The organism is Actinoplanes sp. NPDC048796 (assembly GCF_040650035.1).
Lineage (GTDB): Bacteria > Actinomycetota > Actinomycetes > Mycobacteriales > Micromonosporaceae > Actinoplanes.
The window spans coordinates 1,523,129-1,543,959 of sequence record NZ_JBEZGO010000001.1; the positions used below are offsets into that span (position 1 = coordinate 1,523,129).

4 protein-coding genes are annotated in these 20,831 nt (G+C 76.1%); 1 reads left to right on the forward strand and 3 read right to left on the reverse strand.

Annotated features, from left to right (window positions below):
* Nucleotides 1-3: 3 nt before the first annotated feature.
* The 3 genes from AB0C26_RS06860 to AB0C26_RS06870 are packed head-to-tail and all read right to left on the reverse strand — an operon-like array spanning nt 4 to nt 19,770.
* Nucleotides 4-10,257 carry a type I polyketide synthase gene (locus AB0C26_RS06860; RefSeq protein ID WP_360242651.1) on the reverse strand — a complete coding sequence of 3,418 codons (10,254 nt, stop codon included), beginning with the start codon at nt 10,255-10,257 and terminating at the stop codon, nt 4-6.
* Complete coding sequence (locus AB0C26_RS06865) at nt 10,254-19,307, reverse strand: type I polyketide synthase (RefSeq protein ID WP_360242654.1); 9,054 nt, start codon at nt 19,305-19,307, stop codon at nt 10,254-10,256. Before AB0C26_RS06865 ends, AB0C26_RS06860 begins: the two co-directional genes overlap by 4 nt.
* Before the next feature lie 58 nt (nt 19,308-19,365).
* Nucleotides 19,366-19,770 carry a VOC family protein gene (locus tag AB0C26_RS06870; protein ID WP_360242657.1) on the reverse strand — a complete coding sequence of 135 codons (405 nt, stop codon included), beginning with the start codon at nt 19,768-19,770 and terminating at the stop codon, nt 19,366-19,368.
* Between the two features lie 233 nt (nt 19,771-20,003).
* Between AB0C26_RS06870 and AB0C26_RS06875 the strand changes: the two genes are divergently transcribed.
* The gene (locus AB0C26_RS06875; RefSeq protein WP_360242660.1) at nt 20,004-20,819 is read left to right on the forward strand and encodes a methyltransferase domain-containing protein; all 816 of its coding nucleotides are present in this window, start codon (nt 20,004-20,006) and stop codon (nt 20,817-20,819) included.
* Nucleotides 20,820-20,831: the final 12 nt, after the last annotated feature.

Consider the following 20,831-nt stretch of genomic DNA (forward strand, 5'->3'; position numbering starts at 1 on the left):
CGGTCATGGTTCGATGCCGTCGAGGGCGATGTCGACCAGTTGGTCGAGATCGAGGTCGGCCAGGGCGTCGGTCTCGGGCGCCGTCGCCACGGAGCCGGCGGCGGCGAGCCGCAGCAGCGGATCGAGCAGCCCCTCGGCCCGCAGCCCGGCCAGCGGAACGGTCGCGAGGATCCGGCGCAGCTCGGCGTCGTCCACGGCCGGCTCGGGCGGCCGCTGCTCGCCGCCGGCCAGTTCCCGCCGCAGCCGCGCGGCCACGGCGCCCGGCGTGGGATGGTCGAAGACCAGCGTCACCGGCAGCCGCAGCCCGGTGCTCGACCCGAGCCGGTTGCGCAGCTCGAGCGCGGTCAGCGAGTCGAAGCCGAGCTCGCGGAAGGCCTTGCCGGACGGCAGGGGGCGGTCCATGCCCAGCACCTCGCCGGCGCGACGGCGCACGAGGTCCTCCAGGACGCGCAGCTGTTCGTCCTCGGCCAGGGCGCCCAGCCGGTCGATCAGCTCCGCGTCGCGGCCGCCGGGCGCGGTCCGGGGCCCGGCCGGCACGAGCGCCCGCAGGATCGCCGGGATGTCCCCGGAGCCGGCCCGGCCGCGGAGGACGGCGAGGTCGAGATTCATCGGCGCCACCACGGGATCGGTGCCGGTGAGCGCGAGGTCGAAGAGGTGCAGTGCGTCCTCGGCGGTCATCTCGCGGAACCCGAGGCGGTGGTCGCGCCGCAGGTCGACGTCGCCGAGACGGCCGGCCATGCCGCCACGCTCGGCCCACAGGCCCCAGGCCAGCGAAAGCGCCGGCATCCCTCGGGCGTGCCGGTGCCGGGCCAGGCCGTCGAGGGCGGCGTTGGCGGCCGCGTATCCGGCCTGTCCGGCCCCGCCGAGCAGGCCGGCGGCGGAGGAGAACAGGACGAAGGCCGCCAGATCCAGGTTTTCGGTGGCCTCGTGCAGATTGAGGGCGCCGCCCACCTTGGCCCGCAGGACGCGGTCGACCTGCTCGGGCCGCACGTCGGTGAGGATCCCGTCGTCGAGGACGGCCGCGGTGTGCACCACGGCGGTGAGGGGATGCCCGGCCGGGATGCCGGCGATCAGCTCACGGACCGCCGCGGCGTCGCCGACGTCGCAGGCCCGCACGGTCGCGGTGGCGCCGAGCCCGCTCAGCTCGGCGACCAGCTCGGCCGTACCCGGCGCGGCGGGGCCCCGCCGGCTCACCAGCACCAGGTTCGTGACGCCGTGCCGGGTCACGAGGTGGCGGGCCACCAGCGGGGCGAGGCCGCCGCCGGCGCCGGTGACGAGCACCGTGCCGCCGGGCCGCCAGCCGAGTTCCCCGGCGGCCCGCGGGGGCAGCGGAGTCAGCCGGAAGGTGTGCAGCTCGCCGTGGCGCAGGGCCACTTGCGGCTCGCCGGTGGCCACGGCCGCCCGGGCCTCGGACTCGCCGGCCCGCCCGTTCTCGGTCACCAGCAGCACGAGGCGGCCCGGATGCTCGGCCTGAGCGGTGCGGATCAGGCCACGGACCGCGTGCCCGGCCGGGTCGTCATCGTCCGGGACGGTCACGACGAGGGTCGCCGCACCCCGGTCGGCGGACAACCAGGCCCGCACGGCCTTCAGGACGTCCGATACGGCGGCGTGGACATCGCCGGCGCCGGTCGCCGTCAGCACCTCGATCTCCGGTGCCGGGGCGGCGCCGGCCTCGGCGGGCACCCATGCCGGTCGGTACAGGCGGCCGGCGCCGGCGACGCGGCCGGCACGGGCCGGCCGGGCGACGTACGACTCGGCGGCGAGCACCGGACGACCGTCGGAATCGGTCACGGCCAGCGCCACGGCGTCGTCGCCGGCCGGGGACATCCGTACCCGCAAGCTGGTCGCCGTCGTCGCGAACGTCCGCAGCCCCTGCCACGAGAACGGCATCAGGACCTGATCGCCGGTGTGTGGCCACGCCGCCTCCCGCACCTGCAGCACCGCGTCCAGCAGCGCCGGATGCGGGCCGCTCCACCGGTCGGCCACTGCCGTCTCGGGGAGCCCTACCTCGGCGTACACGTCGGCGCCGGCCCGCCAGACCCGCCGTACACCCTGGAAGACCGGGCCGTACCCGACGCCGGCCTCGGCGATCCGCGCATAGAGATCGGTGACACCGACCGGTGCGGAGCCGGCCGGGGGCCAGGCGCCCGCCGGGAGAGCGGCGGATTCCGTGGCCGGCGCGGCCGCGAGCCAGCCGTCGGCGAAGGACGACCATGGCTCCTCGCCGCCGGCCGGGCGGAAGAAGAACCGCAGCGCGCGGCGGCCGTCGTTCTCGGCGCCGGCCCGCAGTTGCACCTCGATGTCGCCGGTCAACGGCACCGGGACGTGCAGGACCAGTTCGTCCACGGACGCCGGGCCGATCCGCTCGGCCGCGTGCAGGGCCATCTCGGCGACCACGGTGCCGGGCAGCACCGGCACGCCGCCGACGGTGTGGTCCGCCAGCCAGGGGTGGCGCCGCACCGAGACGTCGCCCACCAGCGTCCACTGGCCGCTTTCCGGATCGGGAACGGCGACGGGAAGCAGCGGGTGCTCGCCCCGGGACCGGCCGGACCCGGGCACCAGCCAGAACCGCTCGCGTTGGAAGGGGTAGAGCGGCAGGCTGATCCGCTCGCCGGGCGACAGGCGCGCCCAGTTCACCTCGGCGCCGCGCACCGCGGCCTCGGCGACGGCCAGGGCCATGCGCCGGGCGCCGCAGTCGCCACGCTTCATGGTCGCCACCACGGCCGGGTCGGGCAGAGCCGTCTCGACCACCTGGCGTACGGCGGTCAGGAGCACGGGATGCGGGCTGACCTCGACGTACGTATCGAAGCCGCGCTCCGCGAGCTGCTCGATCACCGGCGCGAACCGGACCGGGCGGCGCAGGTTCTCGTACCAGTACGCGGCGTGGACCTCGCCCTCCTCGAGGGGCCGGCTCGTGACAGTGGAGTACATGGGCACGGCCGGCGTGCGCGGGGTGACCGGTTCCAGCAGCTCCAGCAGTTCGTCCCGGATCGCGCTGACGTGCGGGGAGTGCGAGGCGTAGTCGACGGCGATCCGCCGCACCCGCACCTGCTCCGCGGTCATCACGGCGATCAGGTCGTCCAGGGCGTCGGCGTCGCCCGCCACCACCACCGCGGCCGGGCCGTTGTACGCCGCGACGCAGAGCCGTCCGCCGTACGGCTCCAGCCGCGCCGTCACCTCCTCGGCGGGCAGCGCCACCGAGGCCATCCCGCCCCGCCCGGCGATCCGGCGCAGCGCGGAGCTGCGCAACGCCACGATCCGCGCCGCGTCGGCCAGGGACAGCGCGCCGGCCACGTACGCCGCGGCGATCTCGCCCTGCGAGTGCCCCACGACGGCGGCCGGTTCCACTCCGGCCCACCGCCAGGCCGCGGCGAGCGAGACCATCACCGCGAACAGCACCGGCTGCACCACGTCGACCCGATCGAGGGCGGGCGCGCCGTCCGCCTCGCGCAGCACGTCCAGCAGCGACCAGTCCAGGTACGGCGCGAGAGCCTGCTCGCAGGCGGCCATCTCGCGCGCGAAGGGCTCGGACTCGGCGAGCATCCGGACCGCCATGCCGGCCCACTGCGATCCCTGGCCGGGGAAGACGAACACCGGCCGCCGGGCGCCGTCGGCGGTGCCGTGGACGACGTGCGGCGACTCGCGCCCGGCCGCGAACGCCGCGAGATCGTCGAGCAGCGCCTCGCGGTCGGGGCCGACGACGACCGCTCGTTCGGCCAGCGCGGCCCGGTGCACGCCGAGGGTGCGGGCGACGTCCCCGGCCGCGATCTCCGGGTGGCGCCGCAGGAAGTCGTGCAGCCGGCGCGCCTGCTCGCGCAACGCCCCGGGGTCACGCGCCGAGAGGGGCCAGGCCAGCGCCGCCGGCGGTACGGCCGGCCGGGCCGGCGCGGGCGGCGCGGCGGGCGCCTCCTCGAGAATGACGTGGGCGTTCGTGCCGCTGATCCCGAAGGAGGAGACGGCGGCGCGGCGCGGCCGCGGGCCGGCCGGCCAGGCCTCGGCCTCGTCGAGCAGCCGCACGCCGCCGGAGTCCCAGTCCACCTCCGGCGTCGGCCGGCCGGCGTGCAGGGTGCGCGGGAGCCGCTCGTGCCGCAGCGCCTCGACCATCTTGATCACGCCGGCCACGCCGGCCGCGGCCTGGGTGTGCCCGATGTTCGACTTGATCGACCCGAGCCACAGCGGCCGCTCCGGACCGCGCTCCCGGCCGTAGACGGCGATCAGCGCCTCGGCCTCGATCGGGTCGCCGAGCCGGGTGCCGGTGCCGTGTCCCTCCACGACGTCGACATCGGCCGGTGCCAGCCCGGCGCCGTCCAGGGCACGCCGGATCACCCGCTGCTGGGCCGGGCCGTTCGGTGCGGTGAGGCCGTTGCTGGCGCCGTCCGAGTTGACCGCGGAGCCGCGGACGACGGCGAGCACCGGGTGGCCGTGCCGGAGGGCGTCGGACAACCGCTCCAGCACCAGCATCCCCGCGCCCTCCGACCAGCCCGTGCCGTCCGCCTCGGCCGCATAGGGTTTGCAGCGGCCGTCGGGAGCCAGCCCGCGCTGGCGGCTGAACTCGACGAACGTGTCCGGGGTGGCCATCACCGTGGCGCCGCCGGCGAGCGCCAGCGAGCATTCGCCCGAGCGCAGCGACCGGGCGGCCAGGTGCAGGGCGACCAGCGAGGAGGAGCAGGCGGTGTCGACGGAGACCGCGGGCCCCTCGAAGCCGAACGAGTACGCGATCCGGCCGGACATGACGCTGCCGGCGGTACCGGTCAGCAGGTAGCCGCCGAGCGACTCCGGTGCGTCCTGGGGCCGGGTGCCGTAGTCGTGGTACATGACACCGGCGAAGACGCCGGTGTCGCTGCCGCGCATCGCGTCCGGGTCGATGCCGGCGTGCTCGAACGCCTCCCAGGCGGTCTCCAGCAGCAGCCGGTGCTGCGGATCCATGGCCAGCGCCTCGCGGGGGGAGATGCCGAAGAAGGCGGCGTCGAAGGCGGCGGCGTCGTGCAGGAAACCGCCGTGCCGGGTGTACGACGTGCCGGGGTGCTCGGGGTCCGGGTGGTAGAGGGCCGCCAGATCCCAGCCGCGGTCGGCCGGGAAGTCGCTCACGGCGTCGACGCCGCCGTCGACCAGGCGCCACAGCTGCTCCGGGGTGGTCACCCCGCCGGGATAGCGGCAGGCCATGCCGACCACCGCGACCGGCTCGTCCACCGGGCGGGCGGGCGCCGTGGCGAGGCCGGCGGCGGGAGGCGGGGCCAGCGTCTCGAGGACGGCCCGGGTGACCGCCCGCGGCGTGGGGTGGTCGAAGACGAGGCCGGCGGGCAGGCGGGCACCCGTCGCCGCCGCCAGGCCGTCGCGCAGCTCGACCGCGCTGAGCGAGTCGAAACCGAGCTCCTTGAAGGTCCGGTCGGCCGGCACGGCGTCCGCACCGGAATGGCCGAGCACCGCGGCGACCCGGGCCCGCACCAGGTCCAGCAGGTACGCCTCGCGGTCCTCGCCGGACATGTCGCGCAGCCGCCGCACGACCCCGTTACCGGCGGCCGGGACGGGTGGCCGGCGGTCACCGAGCAGGCCCCGCAACACGGGCGGGACAGCCCGGGCGCGGTGGTCGAGCCGCAGCGGCACGCAGACCGGCTCGGCGGTGCGGCAGGCGGCGTCGAACAGCTCCAGCGCCTCGGCCGGGGCGAGCGGTGCCAGGCCGAGACCGGCGAGCCGCCGCCGGTCGGCGCCGGCCAGGCCACCCACCATGCCGTCCTCGACGTCCCATGGCCCCCAGGCGAGGGAGGTGGCCACGAGACCGGCCGCGCGGCGCCGCACGGCCAGCTCGTCGAGCACCGCGTTGGCCGCCGCGTAGGCCGCCTGTCCGGCGGTGCCCAGGATGCCCGCCACGGAGGAGAACAGCACGAAGGCGGTCAGCTCGGCGCCCCGGGTCAACTCGTCGAGCAGGAGCGCCCCGCCGGCCTTGGCCGCCAGCACCTCGTCCATCCGGTCACCGGTCAGCTCGCGCACCGGGGCGTCGCCGAGGACGCCGGCCGCGTGGACGATCCCGCGCAGCGGCGCGGCGGGGGAGATCCGCGCCAGCACCTCGGCCAGCCCGGCGGGGTCGGCGACGTCGCCGGCCACGACCCGCACCTCGGCCCCGGCCGCGCTCAGCTCGGCGACGAGCTCGCCGGCTCCTTCGGCGGCCGGGCCGCGACGGCCGGTGAGCACGAGATGCCGTACGCCCCACCGGGTCACCAGGTGGCGGGCGATCAGCCGGCCGAGCGCGCCGGTGCCCCCGGTGACCAGTACCGTGCCGTCCGGCCCGAACGGCACGGCGTCGCCGCCGGCCGGCGCGGGCAGGGCGGCCAGCCGTGGTTCGAGCACCACGCCGTCCCGGACGGCCAGTTCGGCCCGATCGACCACGGGAGTCTCGGCGCCGTCGTCGAGGTCGAGCAGCCCGAACCGGCCGGGGTGCTCGGTCTCGGCCGACCGCAGCACACCCCGCACGGCCGCCGCCTCGAGGGAGGCGGCGCCGCGGAGGACGATCACCAGGCGGCCGGTGCCCTCCTCGAGCCAGGGCCGCACCCGCGCCAGCGCCCACCGGGCGGCCCGCGCCGGATCCCCGGCGCCGGGAAAGTCGACGAACACCGCCTCGCCCTCGGCGGCCGGATCGGTGACCGGCGTCCACTCCGTACGGTAGAGGGCCCCGGATCCCGTGCCGGCGAAGCGCTCGGCGGAGACCGGGCGCAGCGACAGCGAGCCGATGGTCGCCACCGGCCGGCCCGCCTCGTCGGCCGCGTCCACCCGCACCCGGTCGGCGCCGAGCGTCGACACCCGGACACGCAGACCGGTCCGGCCGGCGCCGTCCAGGTCGACCCCGGTCCACGAGAAGGGCAGCACGGGCCGGCCCGTCAGGTCGTCCATGTCCGCGGCCAGCCCGACGGCGTGCAGGGCGGCGTCGAGCAGCGCCGGATGCACGGCGAAAGCGCTCGCGTCGGCATGCAGTGCCGGGTCGAGCTCCACCTCGGCGAAGACCTCCGGCCCGCGCCGCCACGCCGCGCTCAGCCCGCGGAAGGCGGGGCCGTAGGTGAGACCGGCCGCGTCCAGGCCGGTGTAACGGTCGGTCAGGTCCACCGGTTCGGCCCCGGCCGGCGGCCACACGGCGGCCCATCCGGTGGCGGGCGGCGGCGTGGCCACGCCGAGCACCCCGGAGGCGTGCCTCGTCCACGGCCGATCGTCGGGCCCGCCGGCGGGCCGGGCGTGCACGGTGACCGGGCAACCGCCGTCCGCCGCGGCCGGGCCCACCGCGACCTGGATCGCGACGTCGTCCGCGCCGATCAGCAACGGCTCGTGCAGGGTCAGCTCGGACACCTCGCCGAGCCCGCACCGGCGCGCCGCCTGGGCGGCCAGCTCGACCCAGACCGTGCCGGGCAGCACGGTGGCGCCGTGCACGACGTGGTCCTCGAGCCACGGCTGCGCCGCCCGCGACACCCGGCCGGTGAAGACCCGGCCGCCGGAGTCCGGCAACGGCACGGCGGCGCCGAGCAGGGGATGCCGCACGGCGCCCAGGCCCAGTCCCTCCGCGCTCGCCGAGGCGGGCCGAGCCGGCAGCCAGTGGTGCCGGCGACGAAACGGATAGGTCGGCAGGTCGATCCGGCGGCCGCCGCCGAGCGCCGCCCAGTCCACGTCCGCGCCCGCCACCCAGGCCCGGGCCAGCGCGTCGCCGACCGTGGCGACCTCGGGACGGTCACGGCGCAGCAGCGAGACCATCGCCGGGCCCTCGGGCACGCAGTCGCGCACCGCGGCGGCGAGCGTCCCGTCGGGCCCGGCCTCGACGTACGCGGTGACGCCCTGACCGTCCAGCCAGCGCACGCCCTCGGCGAACCGGACGGTCTCGCGCACCTGCCGCACCCAGTAGTCCGGTGAGCTCGCCTGCTCGGCGGTGAGCGGACGGCCGGTGAGGTTGGAGACGACCGGGATCCGCGGCTCGCGCGGCGACACCGTCCCGGCCACCCGGCGGAACTCGGCCAGCATGCCGTCCATGTGCCGGGAGTGGAAGGCGTGGCTGACCCGCAGGCGCCGGGTCCGCCGGCCCTCGCCCGCCCAGATCCGGTCCAGCCGGTCGATCGCGGCGGCGTCGCCGGAGACCACCACCGCGCGGGGCCCGTTGACCGCGGCCAGATCCACCGCCTCGCCCAGCCCGGCCAGGGCGTCCACGACCTCCCGCTCGCCCGCCTCGACGGCCAGCATGGCCCCGCCCGCCGGCATCGACTGCATCAGCGCCCCGCGGGCGGCCACCAGCCGGACCGCGTCGGCGGGCGAGAAGACTCCGGCCGCGCACGCGGCGGACAGCTCGCCGATCGAGTGGCCGAGCAGATAGTGCGCGGTCATCCCGGCGCTCTCCAGGAACCGGAAGAGCGCGACCTCGACCGCGAAGAGCGCCGGCTGGGCGTCCGCCGTGCGCTCGAGGTCACCGGTGCGCAGCAGCTCCCGGACGGGGCGCTCCAGGTGCTCGTCCAGGTGGGTGGTGATCTCGTCGAAGGCGGCGGCGAAGGCCGGCGCGGCCCGGTACAGCTCGTCCGCCATGCCGGCCCGCTGGCTGCCCTGACCGGTGAAGAGCACGGCCACCCGGCCCGGTTCGGGCGCCGTGCCGGTGACGATCATCGGGCCGGTCTCCCCGGCGGCGAGCCGGTCGAGGGCGTCCCGGTCGCCGCCGAGCACGACGGCGCGGTGCCGCAACGCCGACCGGCCCCTCGCCAGCGAGTGACTCACGTCGGCCGGGTCGGCCCGGTCGAGCACCCGCGACAGCCGGGCCGCCTGCGCGGGCAGCACGGCCGGGTCCTTCGCCGACAGCACGAACGCGGGCGGCCCGGCCAGCAGCGGCGAGCATGGCGGGACGGGCTCCTCGTCGGGCGCCTCCTGCAGGATCAGATGCGCGTTCGTGCCGCTGATGCCGAACGACGACACGGCGGCGCGGCGCGGCCGGGAGCCGGCCGGCGGCCAGGGCCGCGCGCTCCGCAGCAGCGAGACGGCGCCCGCCGACCAGTCCACGTGGCCGGACGGCTCGTCGGCGTGCAGCGTGCGCGGCATGACGCCGTGCCGCATCGCCAGCACCAGTTTGATCACGCCGGCCACCCCGGCCGCGGCCTGCGCATGCCCGATGTTCGACTTGATCGAGCCGAGCCACAGCGGCCCGGCGCCGGTCTCCCGCTGCCCGTAGGTGGCCAGCAGCGCCTGCGCCTCGATCGGGTCGCCGAGCGCGGTGCCGGTGCCGTGGGCCTCGAGCAAGTCCACGTCGGCGACGGTGAGCCCGGCGGAGGCGAGGGCGTCGTGGATCACCCGCTCCTGCGCGGGCCCGTTCGGCGCGGTCAGCCCGTTGCTGGCGCCGTCGGAGTTGACCGCCGAGCCGCGCACGACGGCGAGCACGGGGTGGCCGTTACGGCGAGCGTCAGAGAGCCGCTCCAGCAACAGCAGACCGGCGCCCTCGCCCAGCGACGTGCCGTCCGCGCCGGCGCCGAACGCCTTGCAGCGCGCGTCCGGCGCGAGACCGCGCTGCCGGCTGAACTCGACGAGCAGACCGGGCGTGGCCATCACGGTCGCCCCGCCGGCCAGCGCCATCGTGCACTCACCGGCCCGCAGCGACCGGATCGCCAGGTGCAGCGCCACCAGAGAGGACGAGCAGGCGGTGTCCACGGTGAGCGCCGGGCCCCGCAGGCCGAGCGCGTAGGCCAGCCGGCCGGAGGCGACGCTGGTGGTGGTGCCGGTGAGCACGTGGCCCTCCGCCTCCGGCGGCACCAGGGCGCTCGGCGCGTAGTCCTGTGCGATGGCGCCGACGAAGACACCGGTGCGGCTGCCGTCCAGCGAGTGCGGGTCGATGCCGGCCCGCTCCACCGTCTCCCAGGCCACCTCCAGCAGCAGCCGCTGCTGCGGATCCATGGCCGCGGCCTCGCGCGGTCCCAGGCCGAAGAAGCCGGCGTCGAACTCGCCCGCGCCGTCGAGAAAGCCGCCCTCGCGGACGTAGCAGGTGCCGGTGGCCGCGGGGTCGGGGTCGTAGAGCTCGCCGAGGTCCCAGCCGCGGTCGGCCGGGAAGCCGCGGATCGCGTCGACCTCGCCGGCCACCAGGTCCCACAGCTTCTCCGGGGTGTCCGCGCCGCCGGGGTACCGGCAGGCCATGCCGACGATCGCGACCGGCTCGGCCGCCTCGGTGGTGAGCCGCCGGTTCTCCTTGCGCAGGGCCTCGGCGTCCTTGAGAGCCGAGCGGAGGGCGGCGACGAGCTGGTCGGTCGATGCGGTCATCGGTGCTCCGATTCCGGGTTCGCGCTCAGTGCCATCACAATCAGCGCCTCGGCGTCCATCTCGTCGATGTCGCCGGCCGGCGCGCCGTCGCCCGCGGCGGGCGGCGGGGACGGGGGCGGAGACGGGCGCGGTGGGATCAGCAGCTCGCCGATCCGGCCGGCCAGTCGCTCCAGGGTGGGGAAGTCGAACACCGCGGAGGCCGGTAGGCGCAGCCCCGCCGCCCGGCTCAGCCGGTTGCGCAGCTCCACCGAGGTCAGCGAGTCGAAGCCGAGAGCCCGGAACGACTGGCCGGGCGTGACCGTCTCCCGGCCGCCCCGGCCCAGCACCGCGGCGGCGTGCTCGCGGACGAGGCCGACCAGGTAGTCGCCGCGCTCCACGGTGGACATGGCCCGCAGCCGGCCGGCCAGGTCCGGCTCCGGCCGCGACGGGGTGGCCGCGGGCGGCGCCGGCGCCCGGTCCAGCCGGGCGGCCACCAGGACCGCCTCGTCGCGGTCCCGGGCCAGGTCGTACGCGGCGAGCCCGGCGGCCGTGCTCATCGGCGCCACGCCCGCCTGCCGCATCCGTTCGCGGTCACGATCGGTCATCCGGCCGGTCATCCCGCTCGCCTCGGCCCAGAGGCCCCAGGCGAGCGACCGGGCCGGCCGGCCCTGTGCGCGCCGCACCGAGGCCAGGGCGTCCAGGGAGGCGTTGGCGGCGGCGTAGTTGGCCTGCCCGGCTCCGCCGAGCACGCCGACCACCGACGAGAAGAGCACGAACTCGGCCAGGTCCAGATCCTGGGTCAGCTCGTGCAGGTGCCAGGCGGCCCGAGTCTTCGGCGCCATCACGGCGGCCAGGCGGTCGCGGTCCTGGGCCGTGACCACGGCGTCGTCGAGCACACCGGCCGCGTGCACCACGGCGGTGAGCGGATGCTCGGCCGGGATCCGGGCGAGCGCCCGGGCCAGGCTCGCACGGTCGGCGACGTCGCACGCGACCACGTCCACGTCGACACCGGCCGCGGTGAGTTCGGCGATCGTCGCGGCGGCGCCCTCGCCCGCGGCCCCGGACCGGCTCAGCAGCAGCAACCGGCGCAGCCCGTGCTCGACGGCCAGGTGCCGCGCCGTCACCAGGCCCAGCCCGCCGGTGCCGCCGGTGACCAGGACCGTCCCGTGGCGGCCGGGCCGAGCCGGCACGGTGAGCACCAGCTTGCCGCCCGGGCCGCCCTGGCTGAGCGACCGGAACAGCTCCGGCGCGCGGCGCACGTCGGCGAAACGGACCGGGGGCGGGCGCAGTCCACCCTCGGCGAACAGGTCGAGCACCGCGCGCAGCATCCGCTGGATCTCCTCCGGCGGCAGTTCGGTGAGATCGAAGGCCGCGTAGTGGACGCCACGGTGCTGCTCGGCCACCTGCGCCGGGTCGCGCGGGTCGGTCTTGCCCATCTCCACGAACCGGCCGCCCGGTGCGAGCAGCCGCAGCGAGGCGTCGACGAAGTCGCCGGCCAGCGCGTTGAGCACCACGTCGATGCCGGCCGGACCGGCCGCCGCGCGCAGGCGGTCCTCGAAGCCGAGGTCCCGGGACGAGGCGATCCGTTCCTCGGGCAGGCCGGCGGCGCGCAGGGCGGGCCACTTGGCGGGGGCGGCGGTGCCGTACACCCGCGCGCCGAGATGGAGGCCGAGCTGGACCGCGGCGGTGCCGACCCCACCGGCGGCCGCGTGCACCAGCAACGACTCTCCGGGCCGCAGCGCCGCCAGGCCGACCAGGGCGTGGTAGGCGGTCAGGTAGGCCACCGGAACGCTCGCGGCCGTGCCGAAGGACCAGCCGGCCGGGATCGGCACCACCAGCCGGTGGTCGGTCACCACGGTCGGCCCGTAGGAGCCGCGCATGAGGCCCATCACCCGGTCGCCGGCCCTCAGCCCGCGCACCCCGGCGCCGGTCTCCAGCACGACCCCCGCGCCCTCCAGGCCCAGCGCTCCCGCCTCGCCCGGGTAGAGCCCGAGCGCGTTGAGGACGTCGCGGAAGTTCATCCCGGCGGCCCGGACGGCGACCCGGATCTCGTGCTCCGCGAGCGGCGCCGCGGCCTCGGGGCACGGCACCGGCCGCAGGGTGTCCAAGGTGCCCCGGACCGGGTTCTCCAGGCGCCAGGGCCCGTCGGGAACCGGCGGCAGATCGTCCCCGGTAACCGGGTTCAGCCGCGGCACCCGGACGCGGCCGCCGCGGACGGCCGCCTGCCCGCCCGGCACCGCCAGCGCCGCCCGCAGCGTCTCGGCCGGCACCGGCCCGTCCACGTCGAGCAGGGCGAACGCGCCGGGGTGTTCGGTGCGAGCGGTCCGGATCAGGCCCCACATCGCCGCCTGGACGGGGTCGATCGGCCCGTCCACGGCTCCGGAGGTGACGATCACCAACCGCGCCGGCGGCTGCCGGTCCTCGCCCAGCCACTCCTGCACCACGTCGAGGAGCCGGTGGGTCGCCGTCAGCGTCCGCTCGGCCACGGTGCCCTCGTCGACGCACGGGTCGGGGCAGAACAGCACGGTCGCGGCCTCCGGGGCGGCCGGCGGCTCGCCGAGGGCGCCGGCGAGCCCGTACCGATCCGGGCCCCGCAGCACCACCCCGGGCGGCCCGGCCGGTGCGCCCGCGGGCGCCTCCACCCAGTCGAGCCGATGCAGCAGTGTGCCGCCGGCGGCGGGCGGGCGCATCAGCAGCGAGCCGGCGACGGCCACCGGGCGGTCCGCCGGATCGGTGAGCAGCAGCGAGAAGCGGTCCGCGGCCAGGCGGGTGGCCCGGACCCGCAGGACGGTCGCGCCCGGGCGGTACAGCACCACGTCGGTCCAGGCGAACGGCAACGCCGGTGTGCCACCGCCGAGCAGGACCGTCTGCGCGGCCGCGTCCAGCAGCGCCGGATGCAGGCCGTAACCCGGCGCATCACTCCGCCGGTCGTCGTCGAGCTCGACCTCGGCGCAGATCATGGCGTCGCCCGCCCACGCCCGCCGCACGCCGCGGAAGGCGCCGGCGTAGGGGAAACCGGCCTCGGCCAGCGCGCCGTACTCGGCTTCGAGGTCGACCTCCCGCGCCCCCTCCGGCGGCCACGCCCCGGCCGGGACGCCGGGCTCCGGTGGCCGCTCGGCGGTGACCACGGCGGTGCCGTGCCGCGTCCAGGACGAGCCGTCACGCGACCGCACGACGACGGTGCGGCGGCCGGTCTCGTCGGGCGCGCCGACGCCGGCTTGCAGGGCGACCGTCGCACCCGGCCGCAGCCGCAGCGGCGCCTCGAGCGTCAGCTCCTCGATGCGGCCGTGGGTGACCGAGTCCACCAGGTCCACGAAGGCGGCCGCCGGCAGCATGGCCGTGCCGAGGATGTGATGGCCGGCCAGCCACGGGTGCGCGTCGAGGCCCAGGCGCCCGGTGTGCAGGCGGCCGCCGTCGGGCAGGTCGACCTCGGCGCCGAGCAGGGGATGCGCGGCCCGGTCCAGGCCGAGGCGGGCCGGATCGTCGCGACCGGGAGCGGTCAGCCAGTACGAGTCGGTCCGGAACGGATAGGTGGGCAGGTCGACCCGGCGCCCGCCCGCCCCGAAGGCGGACCAGTCGACCGGTACGCCGGCCACGTACAGCTCGCCCGCCGAGGCGAGGAACCTCTCCAGGCCGCCCTCGTCGCGGCGGAGAGTTCCGACGGCCAGGCCGCGGCCCACCTCGTCGAGCGTCTCCTGGATGCCGTAGACGAGGACCGGATGGGGGCTGACTTCGACGAACACCGTGTGCCCGTCCTCGTGCAGGGCCGACACGGCCGGCTGGAAGCGGACCGGCTCGCGCAGGTTGCGGTACCAGTAGCCGGCGTCCAGCCGGGACGTGTCGACGGCCTCGGCGGTGACGGTCGACAGGAACGTGATCGGCGCCGAGCGGGGCTCGATCGACGCGAGCTCCTGGTGCAGGAGGTCGCGCAGCGGCTCGACACCGGCGCTGTGCGAGGCGTAGTCGACCGGGATGAGGCGGGCGCGCACCCCCTCGGCCGTGAGATCTTCGACCAGCTGCCGTACGGCACCGGCGTCCCCGGCGACCACGGTGCTGGTGGGACCGTTCAAGGCCGCGACGGCCGGCCCGCCGTCGCCCAGCCGGTCCGCCACCTCGGCCGCCGGCAGGCCGATCGAGGCCATCGCGCCGGAGCCGGCGATCGAGCGGAGCGCCTTGCCCCGCAGGGCCACGACCCGGGCCGCGTCCTCCAGGCTCAGGGCGCCCGCCACGTACGCCGCGGCGATCTCGCCCTGGGAATGCCCGGCCACCGCGTCCGGTGTCACGCCGGCCGTGCGCCACAGCTCGGCGAGCGCGACCATCACCGCGAACAGGGCCGGCTGGACCACGTCGACCCGCTCCGGCGGCGGGGCGCCGGGCTCACCCCGGAGCACCGCGGTGAGCGACCAGTCGACGTGCGGCCGAAGCGCGCGCTCGCACGCGGCGATCTGCCGGGCGAACGGCTCCGACTCGGCCAGCAGCCGCACGGCCATGCCCTGCCACTGGGTGCCCTGACCGGGAAAGACGAAGACGACGCGGCCCTGCTCGGCGACCGTGCCCACGGCCACTCCGGCCGGTGTGCCGCCCGCGGCCAGCGCCTCGAGCCGGCCGGTCAGCTCGGCCTCGTCGCGGCCCGTGACGACAGCCCGGTAAGCCAGGGCAGTGCGACGCGCCAGGGTGGCGGCCACGTCGCGGGGGTTGAGTCCGGCCACGGCGCCGGCGAGACGCCTCGCGTGGTCGGTCAGGGCCGCCGGATCGTTCGCCGACAGCGGCCAGGGCACGACGCCCGGCTCGGGCTCGGGCTCCTGCTCCGGCTCCTGCTCCTGCTCCGGCTCCGCGTGCTCGAGGACGACGTGGGCGTTCGTGCCGGAGATGCCGAACGAGGACACCCCGGCCCGGCGCGGGTGGTCCGGCGCCGGCCACGGCCGCGCCGCGGTCAGCAGCCGCACGGCGCCGCCGGTCCAGTCGGCGAACGGTGTCGGCTCGTCGACGTGCAGCGTCGCCGGCAGCGTCCCGTGGCGCATCGCCATCACCATCTTGATCACACCGGCCATGCCGGCCGCAGCCTGGGCGTGCCCGATGTTCGACTTGATCGATCCGAGCCACAGGGGCCGGTCGGCGGGCCGTTGGGCGCCGTAGGTGGCGAGCAGCGCCCCGGCCTCGATCGGGTCGCCGAGCCGGGTGCCGGTGCCGTGCGCCTCGACCGCGTCCACATCGGCCGGTCGCAGTCCCGCCGACGCGAGGGCCTGGCGGATCACCCGCTGCTGGGCCGGCCCGTTCGGCGCGGCCAGCCCGTTGCTGGCACCGTCGGAGTTGACCGCCGACCCGCGCAGCAACGCCAGCACCGGATGGCCCTTGCGCCGCGCCTCGGAGAGTCGTTCCAGCACCAGGACGGCCGCGCCCTCGGCCCACGCGGTGCCGTCCGCGGCGGCGGCGAACGGCTTGCACCGTCCGTCCGGCGCGAGTCCCCGCTGGCGGCTGAACTCGGTGAACAGCCCCGGATCGGTCATCACGCAAGCCCCGCCCACCAGCGCCGTCGTGCACTCGCCGGCGAGCAGCGAGGCCCGCGCCAGATGCATGGCGACCAGCGACGAGGAGCAGGCGGTGTCGACCGTGAGCGCGGGCCCCTCCAGGCCGAGCACGTACGCGAGGCGCCCGGACGCGACGCTGACCGAGCCGCCGGTGAGCAGGTGCCCGCCCAGCTCGGGCGGTGCCTCGCTGAGCCGCGGGCCGTACTGCTGGCTCATGACGCCCATGAAGACCCCGGTCCGGGTGCCGCGCAGCTCCTCGGCGGCGATGCCGGCCCGTTCGAGCGCCTCCCAGCCGGTCTGCAGCAGCAGCCGCTGCTGCGGGTCCATGGCCAGCGCCTCCCGGGCCGAGATCCCGAAGAGGCCGGCGTCGAACCGGTCGGCGTCGTGCAGGAAGCCGCCGGCCCGGGCGTACGTGGTGCCGGGCCGGTCGGGGTCCGGGTCGAAGAGCGCGCCGAGGTCCCAGCCGCGGTTCTCGGGGAACGGCGTGATGGCGTCGCGTTCCTCGGCGAGCAGCCGCCAGAGCGCCTCGGGCGAGTCCACCCCGCCCGGGAACCGGCAGGCCATGGCGACGATCGCCACCGGCTCACCGGACGCGGCCACGCTCTCCTCCGGCTCAGGGGCCGCCGTCGCGCCGCCGAGGTGCCGGGCGAGCCGGGCCGGCGTCGGGTGGTCGAAGATCATGGCGGGGGTGGCGCGGACGCCGAGCGCGACGGCGAGCCGTCCACGCAGGTCCACCGCCATCGCGGAGTCGAGCCCCAGTTCCTTGAAGGTGCGAGCCGGGTCGATGTCGTCGGCCGACGAGTACCCCAGGGTGCCGGCGACCGCGGCCCGTACCGTTCGCAGCAGCGATCGGCTGTCGTTCGCGGGCACGGCTTCCGGTGCGGCGGCGCCCCCGCTGAACGTGTCCAGCCAGTAGCGCCGGCGCTGGAACGGGTAGGTGGGCAGTCGCGCCGGCGGCCCGCCCGGCCGCGGCACCACCGCCGTCCAGTCCACCGCGAGCCCTCGGACGTACGCCTGAGCGGCCGAGGTGAGCAGCCGCCGCAGGCCACCCTCGCCGCGCCGGAGCGAGCCGACGGTGACCACGTCCTCGCCCGCGCCGTCGGCCGTGTCCTGCACCGGTCCGACGAGCACCGGGTGCGGGCTCATCTCGACGAACGTGTGGTGTCCCTCGGCGATCAACCGCTGGACCGCGGGAGCGAAGCGGACTGGCCGTCGCAGGTTGCCGTACCAGTAGTCGGCGCCGAGCGCGGTGGTGTCGATCCGCTCGCCGGTGACGGTGGAGTAGAAGGCGGTCGTGGCCGAGCGCGGCCGGATCCCGGCCAGCGCGGCGGTCAGCGGCCCGGCCAGCGGCTCGACGCCCGCCGCGTGCGACGCGTAGTCCACCTGGATCCATCGTGCCCGCACGCCGGCCTCGGTCAGCGCGGTCACCAGCCGTTCCAGGCCGGCCCGCTCGCCCGAGACCACCGTCGCGGCCGGCCCGTTGACCGCCGCGACCTCGACACCGCCGGCGGCGAGCCGGGCCAGCCACCCGTCCACCTCCTCGGCGCCCAGCGCCACCGAGACCATGCCGCCGGTGCCGGCCAGCTCGCGCAGGGCACGGCTGCGCAGGGCGACGATCCGAGCCGCGTCGTCCAGGTCGAGGGCCCCGGCGACGTACGCGGCCGCGATCTCGCCCTGCGAGTGCCCGGCGACCGCGTCCGGGTGGACGCCCAGCTCGCGCCAGAGCGCGGCGAGGCCGACCATCACGGCGAACAGCACCGGCTGCACGACGTCCACCCGGTCGAGCGAAGCCGCGCCCGGCGCCCCGGTCACCACGTCGAGCAGCGACCAGTCCACGTACGGCCCGAGGGCGCTCGCCGACTGGTCGATGCTCTCCCGGAAGGCCCGCGACGTCCGGTACAGCTCGCCGGCCATGCCGTCCCACTGTGCGCCCTGGCCGGGGAAGACGAAGACCGTGCCGCCCCGCTCGGTCGCCACCCCGGTGACCGCGCCGGGCGCCGGCTCTCCCTCGGCCAGCAGGCCGAGCTGGGCTCGCAGCTCGGCCGGCCCGGTGAGGAGCACGGCGCGATGCGCGAAGGCGGTCCGGGTGCGCACCAGCGCCGAGGCGACCCCGTCCGGCCCGTCGGCCAGCCGCTCGGCCAGCCGCCCGGCCGTCTCCCGCAGCGCCTGCGGGTCCCGGGCGCTCAGCACGAACGGTGCCGCCGGCTCTCCGGGCTCCGCCTGCTCGCCGGCCGGCCAGGACGGAGGTCCGGCGACGACCACGTGACAGTTCGTGCCGCCCATCCCCCACGCGCTCACTCCGGCCAGGCGCGGTCCCTCGGGCCACGGCCCCGCCTCGGTCCGCACGCGCAGGTTGAGCCGGTCCAGCGGGATGTCCTCGGGAGCGGCACGGAAGTTCAGACCGGCGACCAGTTCGCCGCGATCGACGCAGAGCAGAACCTTGAGCAGGCCGGCCAGGCCCGCGGCCGCCTCCAGATGCCCGATGTTGGTCTTGACCGAGCCGACCTGCAGCGGCTCGGTACGCCCGTCGGCCGCGCCGGCCGCCTCGCCCAGTGCGGCCGCCTCCACCGGGTCACCGGCGCGGGTCCCGGTGCCGTGCAGCTCGACGTACCGCACCGCCGCCGGATCCACACCGGCGTCCCGGTACGCCTCGTGCAGCACGGCCGCCTGGGCCCGCGCGTCGGGGTCGGTCAGCGACCGGCCGCCGCCGTCGTTGTTCACGGCGCTGCCGCGCAGCACGCCGACCACCCGGTCCCCGTCGGCCAGCGCCCGGCTCAGCGGTTTGAGCAGCAGGCAGACGCCGCCCTCGCCGCGGGCGTAGCCGTTGGCCGCCGCGTCGAAGGTGTGGCAGACGCCGTCGGGCGACAGGCCGCCGAATCGTTCGGTGCTGAGCACCCGCTCCGGCAGCAGGTTGAGATTGACCGCGACGACGAGCGCGGCCTCGCACTCGCCGGCCCGCAGGCTGCGCATCGCGAGGTGCACCGCGACCAGCGACGACGACTGCCCGGTGTCGGCCACCAGGCTGGGCCCGGTCAGGCCGAACGAGAAGGACAGCCGGTTCGCGATCATCCCGCGGTGGCCGCCGGTCAGGGAGTTCGGCGTGGGCTCGACGCCGTCCCGGTACGCCAGCGCGGCGTAGTCGTCCCACATGGCGCCGGCGAAGACGCCGGTGCGGGTGCCACGTAGCCGAGCGGGCACGGCACCGGCCGACTCCATCGCCTCCCACGCGAGTTCCAGGGCGAGGCGCTGCTGCGGATCCATGACCGCGGCCTCGCGGGGCGCGATGCCGAAGAACGCCGCGTCGAACCCGGCGACGTCCTCGAGGAACCCGCCCCGGCGGGCCGCCTCCCCGACACCCGCGGCGGCCTCACCGCGGTCCGGCCACGGCGTGCCGAGCGCGTCTCGCCCCGCGCGCAGCAACTGCCAGAACGCGTCCGGGTTGTCGGCGCCCGGCAGCCGGCACGACATGCCGACGACCGCGATGGCTCGATCGATGTCATCACCGGTGCGCTCCGCCGCCGGCCGGGTTCCTGGTGCCGACACGCTTCCTCCTGCGCTAGGTCGACCACTGCCCGCCGTCACGGTGACGGCGCGACGCGGATCAGCTCGGCGGCGTCTGCACCGGCCGCGAGAAAATGCCGATCTGATTGCCGGAGGGGTCGTGCAGATGGGCGAAGATCGTGCCGTCCGGGCCGGTCGACTTCTCCGGCGGGGAAACGACTTTGCCGCCGGCCTCGACCGCCTTGGCGCAGGCCTGTTCGACGTCCTCGACCTGGATGCAGATGATCGCCCAGTTGAACGCCTTCTCGTTCACCCGGTTGTCCCACAGGCCGCCGTACGCGGACTTCTCGGACGGCGTACGAATGATGCTGTACGGATTTCCGTGCCCGGGCGAGAAGACCCAGCCGAACAGTTCTCCATAGAAATGCTCGACGGCCTCCGGCGCATCGGTGGAGATTTCGAAGGCGGCCACGCCGTTCAGCAGCGGCCGCCGCGGGTCATCCACGGGCTGGACTTTGTCGGCCATGAGACTCCCTCGTCGCTTATTGATTCCGCACCGCGATCAAGATGCGCGAAAAGCTTATGCAGCCGCCCCTTGCAAACGCCTTGTGAGAGGAGCGAAGCCTTTCTTGCAATCGCCTTGCAGTCCGATGGCACACCATTGCCCGGGTGACCGGACGGCCAATATCGTGCTGACCTGGAGAACTGACGTTTCACCATTGTCGGCTAGGAGAGAACGTGACGACACAAACGCCGGGCACCACCCCCGACCAGGTTTCCGATTTCTATGACGTCTACAACTCGCTGCTGCGCAAGTACTGGGACGACAACTTCCACTTCGGCTACTGGCTCGACGACACCGACGACAGTTCCGTGGCCGTGGCGACCGATCGGTTCACCGACATCATGATCGGCAAACTGCCGGTGGGACCCGGCGCGCGCGTGCTCGACGTGGGCTGCGGCATCGGCAAGCCGGCCGTCCGCCTCGCCCAGAAGACCGGCGCCTCGGTGGTCGGCATCTCGATCAACCAGCAGCAGGTGGACGAGGGCAACGCCCGCGCCGCCGCCGAGGGTCTCGCCGGCCGGGTCTCGTTCCGCCCGGCCAACGCGCTGGAGTTGCCGTTCGAGGACGGCTCCTTCGACGCCGTGCTCGCGTTCGAATCCATCTGCCACATGCCCCGGCTCCCCGCCCTGCGGGAGATGTCCCGCGTCCTCAAGCCGGGCGGACGCATCGCCCTGACCGACCTCATCAAGCTCGATGACTCGGACGGCAGCGCCGCCGACGCCGGCTTCGAGACCCAGGCGCTACCGCGCTACTCCGACTATCCGGCGCTGACGGCCGCCGCCGGCGTCGAGATCGATGAGCTGACCGACGTCAGTGCCCACACCAACCGCACGTACGCGGCCATGGCCGAGGGCATCACCCGCGGCACCGACGAGATCGTCGAGCAGTTCGGCCCGGGAGTGGTGAACGTTCTGCAGGCGGTCGCCGCTCCGCTGGGCCCCTCCGCCAGCGTCGGCTGCCTCATCATGGCCGGCCACAAAGCCGGCTGACACGGCCCGCCC